Origin of the sequence: Streptomyces sp. TS71-3 (genome assembly GCF_018327685.1) — a bacterium.
Lineage (GTDB): Bacteria > Actinomycetota > Actinomycetes > Streptomycetales > Streptomycetaceae > Streptomyces.
In genome coordinates, this window is sequence record NZ_BNEL01000003.1 from 3,401,233 (window position 1) to 3,414,862 (window position 13,630).

The window sequence follows — 13,630 nt, forward strand, 5'->3', positions numbered from 1 at the left end:
GGGGCTCTTTCGACGCCGCCCCGTGCCCCGTCCGGCGCGCGAGGACACGGGGTGCGACGGCTCAGCGGGCCGCGTGAGCGCGGTGCCTCACCAGCCGACGGCCACCTCCAGCCACTGCGGATCGCCGTGCGAGACGAACGAGGACTGGCCGGCGTAGTCGTCGTACGGGAAGCCGTAGGCGAGGTTGTTGATGGAGTGGTCGTGCCAGAACTTCGCGTAGTAATTGGCCGGGGCGTCCTTGTAGAAGTTCTCCGGCTTGGACCAGGCGTCCTGGGGCAGCTCGGCCACGTGGCGGTTGAGTGCCGAGCACATGCCGGGGTCGGCGGCGAGCGAGCCGGCACAGCCGAAGATGTCGGAGGTGGCGGCGTTCACACCCACCTTCTTCGCGTAGTCGCTCATGTAGTTCGCGTACTGGCCGCCGGCGCGGAAGTCCGGCACGCTGCCCGGTGCCAGGATCCGGTACGGCTTCTCGACCTCGGTGAGCGACTTGAACTCGGCGGGCATGGCGGACGCGAACTTCTGCCAGGTGGCGTCCCTGGACTCCTGGAACGTCTCGTAGTCCTCACCGACCTGGACGTCGTACCCGTCGCTGGCGTGCAGCCGCATGGCCAGCTTCAGGGCGAACGCGTCGACGCGCGTGGTGTTGCCGTTGAAGACGTCGTCGCCGACGGTGAACTCGATGAAGTCCTGGTACTTGCTGTCCGGCGATCCCAGGTGGAAGTACATGCGGCCGGCCGAGTTGGCGGGCATGTCGATGTACGGCTGCTCGGCGATCGAGTGGGTCTCGTTGTTGAACGTCCAGTAGACCTGGTCGTCCGGGTACTGGCCGTTGGTCTTGTTGAGGACCTTGACCGTGAGGACGTTCTTCGCCGGCGGGATGCTGCCGGTGTCGCCCCACCAGTCGTCCGGCGGGGCCTGGCCCGCCGCGGCGGCCGGCGAGGCGGTCTCGACGCCGAACGCCGAGGACGACGAGGTGTTCATGATCACGGACGTCGTGGTGAGCAGCAGGGCGACGGCGCCGATCAGATAGGGGGCGCGCCGGCGATGGAGCGGGGGCGTTGCTGTGGGGGGCATCGTTACTCCCTGGCTGTGGGGGGTGGTCGGGCGCGGACGCACGGGCCACAGCCGGGTGGTGGCCCTCGTCCGGCCTTGCTGATGCGCTGCCGAGCGTTCCGGCAAGGAACCCAAAGAAGAGTGGGGTCCGGGCAAGAGAGCGCTCTCAAAGACTCTTGGGATTGCCGGGAGTTGTCAAGGCGCGCGACGGCGGGGGTGCCGGAAGGGGGGGCGCAGGGGTGCCGGGCTACTGCCGAAGGGGGCGCCGGCCGCTGCGGCCGGGGAGGGCGCCGGGCGGTTGCCCCGGCGCCCTGAAGGCGTGGGTCTTTCCGGGTGTGTCCCGGCCGGGTGGCCACCGCACCTGTGGTCCCCGGTGGTCGGTTCAGGCGGTGCCCGGACCGACGGGCGGCTCAGTGCACTGGGTCGGCGGGTGCCGCATCGAGGGGTTCGACGGACACGAGGGTCGAGGAGACCAGGTGGTCCCCCTGGACAGCGTCGACTTTGAGACGAGAACGGCCGAGCAGATCGGGAGCAGCGGGCTCGGCGGTGATCCAGCAGGCCTGGTCGAGCTCGACGTACCGGGAGAACGTGGTCTCGTAGCCCACGGCCAGCACCGGTCGGGGGCCCGCCTCGGCCTGCGCGGCCTGTGCCGCGGCCTCCAGGAGCACCATGCCCGGCACGTGGTCGTGCGAGTGGTCGAAGAGCACCTCGTGGGTGGTGTCGGTACGCAGCTGCCAGCGGTGCGGCGTCCCCGTCGAGGCGAGGACGACGTCGCGCGGGCATCCGCGGCCGACGAGGGCGGCGTCGACGGGCGGCGGGGGCGGGGCGGCCTTGGCGAAGGACTCGCCGGCGTCCGCGTACCGTCCGCGAAGCCTGTTGTAGAAGGCGGGGGGATGGGTGATGTACCGGATCTCGGCCGAGCCCGCATACGCTCCGTCACCGGTCGCCTCGATCATGGCGGTGACCTGGACGGAGCCGAGGCGGCGGCGGGAGACCGCGGTATGGGTGACCCGCAGGTCCACCAGGGCGGGCCTGGCGTCGCCCCGGAAGGCGTCGGGCGCGACACTGAAGCGTGCGTACTCCCATCCAAGGCGGTGATCGAGCGGTATGTGGTGGACCGTGTTGGACAGCAGCGCCAGGGCCTGGCGGACGCTCTCGGTGAAGAGCAGAGGGCTGGTGACGTCCTCGCGCAGGGTGTAGAAGGCGTGCGCTCGGGGCCAACGGAGCGTGACGATCTGGGACTCCGCGGAGTCCTGGCGCCAGTCCTGGACGAGGATCTCGGAGCTCTCTACCTTCCGTACGTAGTCGTGCAGCGGGTGTGGAGGTCTTGAGGTGGCTGCTGAGAGAGCATCAGTGGTACTCGTGACCATGCGAATTCTCTCCCTGAACATCACGGGGGGGGTGGGCAACGGACGGCATCTGTTCGCCGTTGAACGATCCGTCTTGATGTCGATGGAGCTAGTTGCGGCGAATAACAAAAATAGAGACCGTCGAAATCGTTGTCGAGGAAGATCGGATGGGGTGGGGAATGGCAGGACGGGTGGTGAAGCAGGACCGGGCCGTGCGCACCCGTGCGACCCTGGTGCGCGCTGCGGCGGAGGTGTTTGCTGAGTCGGGGTTCGCCGGAGCCAGTGTCGCCAGGATCGCCAATCGGGCCGGTGTGACCTTGGGCGCCATGTACTTCCACTTCCGGAGCAAGGAAGAGCTGGCCCGCGAGATCGTGCGCAGCCAGCCGGATCTGGTCGTGCCGCCGATACCGGCACAGGGCCTTCAGCAGGTCGTCGACATCACTCTGACATGGGGCTACCAGCTCCTCGACAATCCCGTCCTGCTGGCAGGCGCACGGCTGGTGACGGATCAGGAGCAGTTCATCTCGCCCGAGGACAACTCCCATCAGCAGTGGGTCTCCGTGGTGCTGCCGAGCTTCAGGGAGGCGCAGCGCAAGCGCGAGGTACGGGCCGGGGTGGACGTGGAGGCATGGGCTCGCCTCGTGGTCAACGCATGCACGGGCGCACAGATGCACGCGAGCATGGAGACCGGGCGCAAGGACCTTCCCGAGCGGATCGTCGAGATGTGGCACTGCATCCTGCCCGCGCTCGCCGTGCCCAGCGTCGTCAAGCGTCTGGAGTTCGGAGAGGACCGCGGGCGCCACCTGTGATCCCGGGGCGGTGCGGACCGGACGCGGACGGTTGGCCCGAAGCCGGGCCGGGACGTGTGTCCCCCTTCCCGGGTGCGGTGGGGGCGGGGGCCCGAGCCGGTGGCGGGCGTCCCGCCACCGGCTGCCCGGCCGGGCAGCCGGACCGATCCCCCTGTCGACACGTGGCGGAGCCCGCCAGAGCTGACCACCCCTCACGAATGAGCCGTACGGTGTGCCTCTCAAGCACATCCGTACCGGACGCACGTTCGGTCACATCGAGGGGACTGCCATGCTCAGCGGCAAGACGATCATGATCACGGGCGCCTCCAGCGGGATCGGCGCGGCCACCGCGCGCGTGTTGGCGGCGGAGGGCGCCGCCGTGGTGCTGATGGCCAGACGGGGCGAGCTACTCCGCAAGGTGGCCGCTGACATCACGGCCGCCGGCGGGCGGGCCGCGGTGTCCGAGGGCGACGTCGCCTCCTCGGCCGACGTCGAGCGGGCCGTCGGGACGGCCCTGGACACCTTCGGGTCGCTGGACGCCGCGTTCAACAACGCGGGCTGGGGCACCGCCGGCACCCCGCTGCACCTCATGGACGACGCCGACTTCGACCGGACCATCGACGTCAACGTCCGGGGCGTCTGGAACTGCCTGCGCCACCAGGTGCGGGTGATGATGGCGCAGCCCTCCGGCGGGTCGATCGTGAACACGGGCAGCACCGCCGGCTCCTTCGCCACCGGCGCCGGGGCGCCCTATGTGGCGGCCAAGCACGCCGTGACGGGGCTGACGAAGGCCGCCGCCGCCGAGTACGGCGGCGACAACATCCGCGTCAACGTGCTGATGGTGGGCAGCACCCGCACCGAACTGCTGGTGGAGGCCATGCGCCGGGTGCCCCAGATGGAGGAGAACGCCGTGTCCCGCGCCATACAGAAGCGGCTGGCCGACCCGGAGGAGATCGCGCAGGCGGTCGCCTGGCTCTGCAGCGACCGGTCCTCGTTCGTGACGGGCGCCGTGGTCCCGGTGGACGGCGGGTGCAGCGCGGTGTGATCCGGCCGGTGCGTCCCGGGGCGCTGGCGGGCTCCGGGACACCCCGGACACCATACGCCCCACGAGTGTGCCCTCGGTGCCACGGCTCGCGCGCTTGCGCCGGCTGCGCGCACCCGTCGGACGCGGGCGCCCACGCGACGCGTGCTCGGATGAGGGGCGCCTGTGCCGGCCCCGCCCGCGCGCCTGGCGCGACATGGCTGGCCCGCCGCCCGGCCGCCTATGCTGAACAGCGATGTTCGTACCCGAGGGTCCCACCGTCCGTGAGCTGGCCGTGCAGGCGCTGTCGTCCGTGGAGCGCGGCTACGACCTGCTCGCGCCGAAATTCGACCTGACGCCGTTCCGCACCCCGGACGCCGTCCTGGACGCCGTGGCCCGTGCGCTGCGCCCGCTCGGCCCGTTCGGCCGCGGCATGGACCTGTGCTGCGGCACCGGAGCGGGCATGGACGTACTCGCTCAGGTGTGCCGGGAGAGCATCACCGGGGTCGACCTCAGCGCGGGCATGCTCGTCCAGGGCCGGGCCACCTGGCCGCGCGCCCGGCGCGGCACGCCCCCGCAGCCCTGGCCCGCACCGGCCGCCGGGCCCGCCCCGAGCGCCGGCCCCGTGCAGAGCGCCCAGCCACTCGCCGTCACCCGCCCCCTGCGGGCCGCCGTGCCCCCGAAGGCCCGCGTCGACTGGGTGCGGGGCGACGCCATGGCCCTGCCGTTCGGTGCCGTGTTCGACCTGGTGGTGAGCTTCGGCGCCTTCGGCCACTTCCTGCCCTCCATGCGGCCCGAGCTCTTCGCCCAGGTCAAGAAGGTGCTGCGGCCGGGCGGCCGGTTCGTCTTCCCGGTGGTCGCGCCCGCGAGGCCCGGCAGCCCGGGCTACTGGATGCTGCTCGCCTTCGACGTCGCCATGCGGGTCCGCAACGCGCTGTGGCGCCCGCCGTTCGTCATGTACTACCGCACCTTCCCGCCCGCGCAGGTCTGCCGGGATCTCGCGCAGGCCGGGTTCGAGGTCCGGCTGCGCGCCCTTCCCGAGCTCGGTTTCAGGCCCGACGGCAGCCCCCGCTGCGGGCTGGTGGTGGCCACGCTGCCGGGCGGACGGTGAGCCGGGCGGGGCCACAGGAGGAGGCGGCCCCGCCGCCCTTCAGCCCGCCTCGGCCGCCAGGCCGATGCCCGTGGACCCGGGGCTCCGGTCGACCGCCTCGAAGAGCCGGTTGACCGGCCTCGGCAGCCCGTAGTGCTCGCGCAGCGTGCTGCCGGTGTACTCGGTGCGGAACAGCCCCCGCTCCTGGAGGATCGGCACCACCCGGTCCACGAACCGCTCCAGGCCGGACGGCAGCACGGCCGGCATGATGTTGAAGCCGTCCGCGGCCCCGCTGCCGTACCAGTGCTCGATGGTGTCGGCGACCTGCTCGGCCGTCCCGGCGAAGGTCCGGTGGCCGCGGCCGCCGCCCAGCCGGCCGATCAGCTGCCGCACGGTGAGCCGCTCGCGGCGGGCCAGCTCCACGATCAGCGTGTAGCGGCTCTTCGCGCCCTCGATCTCGTCCTCGGCGGGCAGGCCCTCGGGCAGCTCCTCGTCGAGCGCGAGGGCCTCCGGGGCCAGCCTGAGCGTCGCGGCGAGCTGCCGCTTGGCGTACTCCGGCACGATCAGCCGGTCCAACTCGGCGTCCAGCTCCAGCGCCTCGGCCTCGGTGTCCCCGAGCACCGGCACGACACCGGGCAGGATCCTGAGGCCGTCCGGACTGCGCCCGATCAGCTCGGCGCGCCGCTTCACGTCCTTGTAGAACGCGATGCCCTCCTCCAGCGTCTGCTGCGCCGTGAACACCGCCTCCGCGTAGCGCGCCGCGAAGTCCTTGCCGTCCTCGCTCGACCCGGCCTGCACGAGCAGCGGGTAGCCCTGCGGGGCGCGCCGCACGTTCAGCGGTCCGTCCACCCGGAAGAACTCGCCCCGGTGGCCGATCCGGCGCACCCGGTCCCTCCTGGCGTGCACCCCCGCCTCCTTGTCGGCGACCACGGCGTCGTCCGCCCAGCTGTCCCAGAGCTTGGTGGAGACCTCGACGAACTCGGCGGCGCGCCGGTAGCGGTCGTGGTGAAGCGGGGTGTCGTCCAGGCCGAAGTTGCGGGCCGCGTCGGCGCCCGCGGTGGTGACGATGTTCCAGCCCGCCCGGCCGCCGGAGACATGGTCGAGCGAGGCGAACCTGCGCGCGAGGTTGTACGGATCGTTGTAGCTGGTGGAGGCGGTGGCGATCAGGCCGATCCGGCTGGTGGCGCCGGCCAGCGCGGTGAGCAGCAGGGTGGGTTCGAGACGGCTGGAGGGACGGCGCCCCGGGTCGCCGTGCAGGACCGGGCTGTCCGCGAGGAACACCGAGTCCAGCTTGCCGCGCTCGGCGGTGCGCGCCAGGTGTCTGTAGTGCTCTACGTCCTCCCCGGGGCGCGCGTCGCTCTCCGGCAGCCGCCAGGCCGCCTCGTGATGGCCCAGGGACATCAGGAACGCGTTGAGGTGCATCGGCGGGCGGTCAGTCCTGCGGGCCATGCGGGGTCCTCTCCTTGCGAAGCGGGGGAACGGGGCGGTCGGTGGACGCACTGGCCGAAGTGGGGACGCCTGCCGGTGCGGGCGCTCCCGGCACCGGGCCCGCCTCGGGGCGAGCCGTGGCCGGCGGCGGGTCGGCGGCCACCCCGAGGGCCGTGAGCAGCACCTCGCGGTACTCCAGGAACCGGGGATCGCGGCGGGTCCGCGGCGCGGGCAGGTCGACGGTGAGGTCCACCGAGATCCGGCCGTCCTCCAGGACCAGCACCCGGTCGGCGAGCTCCACCGCCTCGTCGACGTCATGGGTGACCAGCAGCACGGCGGGGCGGTGCCGCTCGTACAGCTCGCGCAGCAGGCCGTGCATCCTGATCCGGGTCAGCGCGTCCAGCGCGCCGAACGGCTCGTCGGCGAGCAGGAGTTCCGGGTCGCGGACCAGGGCCCGGGCGAGCGCGGCGCGCTGCTGCTCGCCGCCGGACAGCTCATGCGGCCAGGCCTCCTCGCGGCCGCCCAGGCCCACCTCGGCCAGCGCCTCGCTGCCCCGGGCCCGGGCGCCCCGCCCCGGCACGCCGAGGATGACGTTGTCCAGCACCCGCAGCCACGGCAGCAGCCGGGAGTCCTGGAACGAGAGCGAGATCCGCTCGGGTACCAGCAGCTCGCCGGAGCCCGCCACCCGGTGGTCCAGGCCCGCGACGGCCCGCAGCAGCGTGGACTTCCCGGAGCCGCTGCGGCCCAGCAGGGCGATGAACTCGCCGGGCGCCAGGCTGAGGTCGAGCTCCTTGAGCACCGTCCGGTCGCCGAACCGCCGCACCAGCCGCGTGGCGCGGACCGCCGGCGCCCGCTCCGGGGCGCGGGGGCCGTCGAGGGCCCCGTTCAGCCGTCCCGGCACCCCGGCGGGGGCCGCGGTCCCGGTCAGCTCGCCAGCGTGCGCCGCCATGCCAGCACCTTCCCCTCGATCGCGCGTACCAGGGCGTCCGAGAGGAACCCGAAGACGCCGTAGACCACGAGACCGACGATGATCACATCTGTCTGGGCGTACTGCTGGGCCTGGAACATCATGTAGCCGATGCCGCTGGTCGCGTTGATCTGCTCGACCACGATCAGGCCCAGCCAGGACGAGGTCACCGCGAGCCGCAGCCCCACGAAGAACCCGGGCAGGGATCCCGGCACGACGACCTTGCGCAGGAACTGCCACCTGCTCAGCTCCAGCGACTCCGCCAGCTCCACATGGCGGCTGTCGATGCCCGTCAGCGAGGCGTACGTGTTGATGTACATGTTGACCGCCACACCGAGGGCGATGACGGTGATCTTCATCTGCTCGCCGATGCCGAGCCAGAGGATGAGCAGCGGCAGCATCGCCAGGGCCGGGATGGCCCGCTTGATCTGGAGGGGCCCGTCGACGAGGTACTCGCCGAGCCGGCTGAGCCCGGCCACCACGGCCAGCACCACCCCGGCACCCACGCCGAACAGCAGCCCGAGCCCGGCGCGTTGCAGCGAGATCAGGGCGCTGTCCTGGAGGCGGCCGTCCGCGACGAGGTCCCGGGCGGTGCCCAGCACCGCACCCGGCCCCGACAGGATCCGCGGGTCGAGCACGCCGAGGGCCGACGCTCCCCACCAGGCGGCGACCAGCAGCACGGGCCCGAGCAGCCGGCCGAACGGTATCCGCCGGCCCGGCCCGAGCCGGCGGCGTACCCGGCGGGCCACGGGGCGGTCCGCCGGTGCGGGGCCCGTGTCGGGCGCGGTGGTGGCGGCCTTCGGGACGCGGACGTCCGACAGCGTGCCGCTCATCGTGCCTCCCGGTACGCGGCCGGAACGGCACGGGCCGCGAGGCCCTCGAAACGGCGGTCGAAGAGCGGCGTGACGTCCAGCTTCCGGACGAACCCGCCCGCGGCCATCAGGTCCGCCGTCTGCTGCTCCCAGGCCAGGGCCCTGTCCCAGCTCTGAGGGAACGAGGGCCGCGCGAGGGAGTCCACGATGCGTGCGCCGTCCGCCCTGGTGACGCCCTGGTCCCTGACGTAGTACCGGTCGATCCAGGTGCCGGCGTGCTGCCACGCCCACACCTGTCCCTGCGCCCACAGCGGCACGAACTGCCGTATCGCCGCGAGCCTGGCGGGGTCGTCCAGCACCTCCTCGGGCGCCCAGAGCACCGTGAGCAGGTCCACCACGTCCGTCTTCACCGCCCGGGCGCCGTCCTTGGAGTACTGGTCGAGGTATTTGGTCAGGGTGGGCTCGCTGAGCGGTGCGACGTCGACCTGGCCGGACTGCAACGCCGTCAGGAACTGCGTGCTGGGCAGCGGCACCAGTTCCGCGTCGTCGTACGACAGGCCCGCCTCCTTGAGCGCGCGCAGGACGACCACGCCCTGTGCCTGTCCCTGCGAGAACGCGATCTTCCTGCCGCGGAAGTCCTCGGCGCTCCTGATGGCCGAGCCGGCCGCCGTGGCGAACACGTAGACGGGGATGTTGCGGACCTGGACGGCGACGATCCTGGCCCGCACCCCGATGGCGGCCGCCTGGATCGGCGGGATGCCGGCGTTGGAGGCCAGGTCGATGGAGCGGGCGCGGAACCCTTGGATGATGTCCGGGCCGGCGTTGAGGTTGGGCCACTGGGAGACGGTGAATCCGAGCTTCCGGTCGAGTCCGGACGCCGCGAGCTGGAGCTGGGTGGGGTGGATGGCGATGGAGAGCCTGGTACCGCGGGCCGGGGCGGCGGTCGGCAGGGCGCCGGTGGGTGCGGGCCGGGCAGCGGCACTGGAGGGGGCGACGCAACCGGTGGTGCCGAGGCCGAGGACGGCGCCGCCGGCCAGTGCGAGGAAGCCCCTGCGGCCGGTCGTGTCAGGCGTGGTGGGGAAGGGCATGGCCGAGGTCCGTTCGGGTTCGGAGCGGGTGGTAGGCGCCGTCGTGGAAGAGGAGGGGGTCCCGGCCGGTGTCGACCCAGGCGTCCACGACACGGGCGACGACGAGGTGGTGGTCGCCGGCCGGCACGAGTTGCTCGATGCCGAGCCGCAGCCACCCCGCGACCCCGTCGAGCAGGGGCTCGCCGGTGGCGAGGGGCCGCCACTTGGTCGGGGCGGCGAACCGGTCGGCGCCGTGGGTGGCGAACCGGCGGGCCAGCGCCTCCTGTCCGGCGTCCAGGAAGTGCACGACGGCCGTCCGCGCGGCCTCGACGTGCGGCCAGGAGGACGAGGTGCCCGCGATCGCGAAGGACACCAGCGGCGGGTTGAGCGAGACCGAGGTGAGCGAGGTGGCGGTGAACCCCGCGGGCCCCCGGCCGGCATCCACCGTGACCACCACGACACCCCCGGGGTGGCGGCGGAACACCTGCTTGAAACGGTCCTGGGCGATGCCGGGCGGGGGCCCCGGCGAGACGGCGGAAACGGTCAAGGAACTCTCCTGGTCGGCGAACTCTCCCGGTCGGCGGGGGAAGGCGGGCATGGGGAAGTGGGCGGCGGGACTCCGGCCGGGTGGCGCACGGGTCTCCGCCGCCGTGAGACGGCTCGGGTGTCGTCGGAAAAGGGCACCGGTCATCTAGGAATGACCGCGCGACGGCGCGGAGAAGCGCCTTCGCGGGGCTGCTGACACATGCCGGAAAAGCCGCCGTCACATATGCGGGAAACGGTCGGCGAGAGAATCCGGGATAGGGGCGCGCGGTAGGGGTGCGGCACGCGGTCGCGAGAGAGTTCCCCGGCATTCCGGCGGCACGGTGGAAAGCCGGGAACCGCGGCGGGAAGCCTGAACGAGCTGCCAGATCACCTGGACAGACGGGGTGAGCCCCGTTCCGGGCAGGAAGCGCCCCGGTGCAGGCAGGAGGTCAGATCCCCTGCGCGCGACAACAACAGGAACAGCGGAAGGAAATCCGCGCGTGCGCAGCCAGGGGGCCGTGCGGCGCCTCGGAGGGCGCGTACGGGAGAATCCGCTGCGAAGTCGTCATGTACCCATCGTCGGGTTCACGGCGCGCGCCGTCAACATAATGCATCTCTGAATTAAGAGATGGTGCTTCGATGGTCCTTCACCGCCCCGGCGGGAGCCGTACCGGGACGTGGGGCGCGGGCCCCCGGCCGTCTCCGATGTCCCGGTGACGGCCGGTCAGGGAGCAGGAACCCTGGGGCCCTGCGTGCTAGTCGACGGGCGGCGGCGCGCTCTCCGCGGCGGCCAGGGGCAGGGCCGGACCGGTCACCGGTGCCGTGCGGTGCGCACGGTGCATCAGCAGGAACAGCAGCAGCGCGCCCAGTTCCAGGGCCCCGGCGAGGAACGGCAGCGCGGCACCCGCCTGGTACAGCGCCGTCGCCGCGAGCGGGCCGAGGACGGTGGTGACGGCGTTCGCGGAGGCCGCGAGGCCCGCCACGCCGCCCTGCTCGGACGGGCCCACGCTCAGGCTGAGGGCGGAGTTGTACCCCGGGATGGCCAGGCTGTGCCCGGTGCCCGAGAGCACCACCGCGGCCAGGAACACCGGCAGCGAGTCGGCCACGCAGATCACCGCGAAGGCCACTGCGGTCAGCGGGACGCCCACCCGCATCAGCCGCAGGGGCTGCCAGCGCAACCGCGGGATGAGCAGGCCCTGGACGAGGAGCATCGGCAGGCCGCCCGCGAGCAGCGTCATGCCGGCCAGCTCGACGGTCCGCTGCGAGGTCAGCTCCAGCCGGTCCTGGAGCAGGAAGCCGATGCTGGTCTGGAGCACGCTCGTGGAGAGGTAGATGCCGACGCCGGCCACCAGGTGCGGCCAGATCCGCGCGTCCAGCGGGCTCAGCCGCGCGGCCGTGCGCCGTGCGGTGCCGCGGCTCTGCTCCGCGGGCAGCCAGATCCACACCGCCACGGCCACCAGCGCGATCAGCACCGGCGCGCTGAGCAGGGCCGGCATCGCCCCGAGGTCGCCCAGGAGGCCGCCGAGACCCGGTCCGAGGACCAGGGCCAGACCGAGGGCCGCGCCGACCCGGGCGATGCCCTTGACCCGTTCGCCGCCCTCGGCGGTCACGTCCGCGACGTACGCCTGGGCGGCGACGGGCACCGCCGCCAGCGAACCGCCGAAGAGCAGCCCGCGGGTGACCATGAGCAGCGTGAACACCACCAGGGCCGAGACCGCGCCGGTCAGGCCCAGGCGCACGCACAGCGCGAAGGCGGCCAGGCCCGCCGCGGCCCCGAACAGGCCGCCCAGCAGCAGCCGTTTGCGGCCCCACACGTCCGCCCGGCGCCCCCACAGGGGGCTGACCAGTGCCACGACGGCCGCCGACACGCTCATCACCATGCCGTACTGGAACTCGCTCAGCGACAGCTCACGCGCCAGGGGCGGCAGGATGGGCGTGAGGATCTGCTGTCCGGTGTAGGCGCCGAACACGGCCAGGTAGATCAGCAGGGTGCCGCGTCCGGCCCCGGGCGTGCTCACCATCGTCGTCTCCCTCGTCGAGGCGGGGGCCGAGAACTTCATACCGCACGCCTCACAGTCCGCGCGGCCGACGGCGGATTTCGCCCACCGCGCTCGCGAAGTCCTGGGCGACCCTGATCAGTTCCGGCTCCGCGCCCGGGGTGCCGAGCCGCTGCACCGCGACCGGCGCCGCGGCCTTCGCGGACAGCGCGGCGGGGAAGGTGATCGCGGGCAGGCCGGCGAAGCTGGCCACTGGTGTGAAGCCGATCTCGCGTTCGTAGGCGGGGTCGTCGGCGTCGGGGATGGTGGAGGCGGCGGCCGGTGCCGTGCTCCGTACGCGCGGCACCGCCGGGTCCAGCGGCAGCAGCCAGACGTCGACCTCCCGCTGCGCGAAGAGGCCGGCGGCGCCCGACCTGATCCGCGCCATGCGGTCGCGGACGCGCCGGTAGGTCTCGTCGTCGACCTTCGCGCCGGTGTCCAGCGCGGCCCGGGTGGACTCCATCAGGTCGTCGGCGAGGTGGGAGCGCCACCGCAGGTAGCCGTCGTAGGCGTCCCGCGCGCACAGCGTCCATCCGTCGCCGCGGCAGTCCCAGAGCTCGCCCAGGTCGCTGTGGACGGTGTGGTGGCCGATGCCCCGCAGCGCCTCGGCGGTGGACTCCAGCACCCCCGCGACCTCGTCGTCGAGCACGCCGGGACGGGCCAGCTCACGCGGGATGCCGACGCGCAACGGCCGGCTGGGCACGGTGTCCCCGAGGCCCATCCGCCGCCAGGCGAAGGACAGGTCGTCGGCGGTGCGCCCGACCCAGCCCGCAGCGTCCATCGGCGGCGACAGCGGGAAGATGCCCGGCAGGTGCGCGGGGTCGTGGGTGGTGCGCAGGCCGACGACACCGCACCGGCCCGCGGGCCAGCGCACCGAGCCCAGCACGTCGGTGCCCAGCGAGACGTCGCAGATGTGGGCCGCCACGGCCACCGCGGAGCCGGTGCTGGATCCTGCCGGGTCGATGTCCGGGAAGAACGGGTTGACGCAGCCGGAGCCCACGCCGATGTTCAGCTCCGTGGTGGCCACTTTGGCGTTCACCCGCGCGCCCGTCAGGCGGGCGAGGACGGCCGCCGACTCGCGGGGAAGGTGCCGGTGGTGGCGCAGTCCCAGGCGGGTCGCGAACCCGGTGACGTCGATGGTGTCCTTCACCCCCAGCCTCAGCAGGTCGCCGGGGCCCGGCTCGTGCAGTTCCGCACAGGCCCGGTAGAGGGCGTCGGCGCGGGGCTGCCACGCGGCGGCGGCCGTGCGCACCTCGTCCGGGGAGAGGTCGCCGGCCTCGAACAGCCGGTGCCGCTCGGCCAGCGGCAGCGCGAGCACCTCCGGGGGCTCCGGCAGGCCGGCGTCGGAGGCGGCGTCGGGACCGTGGCCGGTGGCCGCGTCGCCGTGGGGCACGGCGCCGTCGAGCCGCCGGACGAACTCCTCCACGGCCTGGTCGGTCCCCGGCAGGGGCGTGTGCTGCATGGGTGGCATCCCGTTCCTCGTCATGCGGGTGT

12 protein-coding genes are annotated in these 13,630 nt (G+C 73.0%); 3 read left to right on the forward strand and 9 right to left on the reverse strand.

The window, feature by feature from the left end:
* Nucleotides 1-87 precede the first annotated feature (87 nt).
* Both Sm713_RS38330 and Sm713_RS38335 read right to left on the reverse strand, forming a co-directional pair.
* Nucleotides 88-1,074 (reverse strand): glycoside hydrolase family 64 protein, encoded by a 987-nt coding sequence (locus Sm713_RS38330; protein WP_212914532.1) that lies wholly within the window; start codon nt 1,072-1,074, stop codon nt 88-90.
* A 389-nt stretch (nt 1,075-1,463) separates the two neighbouring features.
* Nucleotides 1,464-2,423 (reverse strand): ScbA/BarX family gamma-butyrolactone biosynthesis protein, encoded by a 960-nt coding sequence (locus tag Sm713_RS38335; RefSeq protein ID WP_212914533.1) that lies wholly within the window; start codon nt 2,421-2,423, stop codon nt 1,464-1,466.
* A gap of 158 nt (nt 2,424-2,581) precedes the next feature.
* Between Sm713_RS38335 and Sm713_RS38340 the strand changes: the two genes are divergently transcribed.
* From Sm713_RS38340 to Sm713_RS38350, 3 genes are all read left to right on the forward strand, one after another.
* Nucleotides 2,582-3,211, forward strand: coding sequence for a ScbR family autoregulator-binding transcription factor (locus Sm713_RS38340; protein WP_212914534.1), 630 nt, complete (start codon nt 2,582-2,584; stop codon nt 3,209-3,211).
* Between the two features lie 268 nt (nt 3,212-3,479).
* Nucleotides 3,480-4,235, forward strand: a complete 756-nt coding sequence (locus Sm713_RS38345; protein ID WP_212915120.1) for an SDR family NAD(P)-dependent oxidoreductase — start codon at nt 3,480-3,482, stop codon at nt 4,233-4,235.
* A 232-nt stretch (nt 4,236-4,467) separates the two neighbouring features.
* Entirely contained in the window at nt 4,468-5,322 is an 855-nt protein-coding gene (locus tag Sm713_RS38350) for a class I SAM-dependent methyltransferase (RefSeq protein ID WP_212914535.1), read from the forward strand.
* Between the two features lie 39 nt (nt 5,323-5,361).
* On the opposite strand, the gene Sm713_RS38355 is transcribed toward Sm713_RS38350, so the two are convergent.
* From Sm713_RS38355 to Sm713_RS38385, 7 genes are all read right to left on the reverse strand, one after another.
* Complete coding sequence (locus Sm713_RS38355) at nt 5,362-6,750, reverse strand: LLM class flavin-dependent oxidoreductase (protein WP_212914536.1); 1,389 nt, start codon at nt 6,748-6,750, stop codon at nt 5,362-5,364.
* Nucleotides 6,734-7,678, reverse strand: a complete 945-nt coding sequence (locus Sm713_RS38360) for an ABC transporter ATP-binding protein (protein ID WP_212914537.1) — start codon at nt 7,676-7,678, stop codon at nt 6,734-6,736. Before Sm713_RS38360 ends, Sm713_RS38355 begins: the two co-directional genes overlap by 17 nt.
* Nucleotides 7,654-8,529, reverse strand: a complete 876-nt coding sequence (locus tag Sm713_RS38365; RefSeq protein WP_212914538.1) for an ABC transporter permease — start codon at nt 8,527-8,529, stop codon at nt 7,654-7,656. Before Sm713_RS38365 ends, Sm713_RS38360 begins: the two co-directional genes overlap by 25 nt.
* Nucleotides 8,526-9,596 carry an ABC transporter substrate-binding protein gene (locus Sm713_RS38370; RefSeq protein WP_212914539.1) on the reverse strand — a complete coding sequence of 357 codons (1,071 nt, stop codon included), beginning with the start codon at nt 9,594-9,596 and terminating at the stop codon, nt 8,526-8,528. The genes Sm713_RS38365 and Sm713_RS38370 overlap by 4 nt, the downstream gene beginning before the upstream one ends.
* Nucleotides 9,574-10,122 carry a flavin reductase family protein gene (locus Sm713_RS38375; RefSeq protein ID WP_249416948.1) on the reverse strand — a complete coding sequence of 183 codons (549 nt, stop codon included), beginning with the start codon at nt 10,120-10,122 and terminating at the stop codon, nt 9,574-9,576. Before Sm713_RS38375 ends, Sm713_RS38370 begins: the two co-directional genes overlap by 23 nt.
* Before the next feature lie 733 nt (nt 10,123-10,855).
* Nucleotides 10,856-12,121 carry an MFS transporter gene (locus Sm713_RS38380; RefSeq protein WP_212914541.1) on the reverse strand — a complete coding sequence of 422 codons (1,266 nt, stop codon included), beginning with the start codon at nt 12,119-12,121 and terminating at the stop codon, nt 10,856-10,858.
* A gap of 49 nt (nt 12,122-12,170) precedes the next feature.
* The gene (locus Sm713_RS38385; protein WP_212914542.1) at nt 12,171-13,598 is read right to left on the reverse strand and encodes an amidase; all 1,428 of its coding nucleotides are present in this window, start codon (nt 13,596-13,598) and stop codon (nt 12,171-12,173) included.
* Nucleotides 13,599-13,630: the final 32 nt, after the last annotated feature.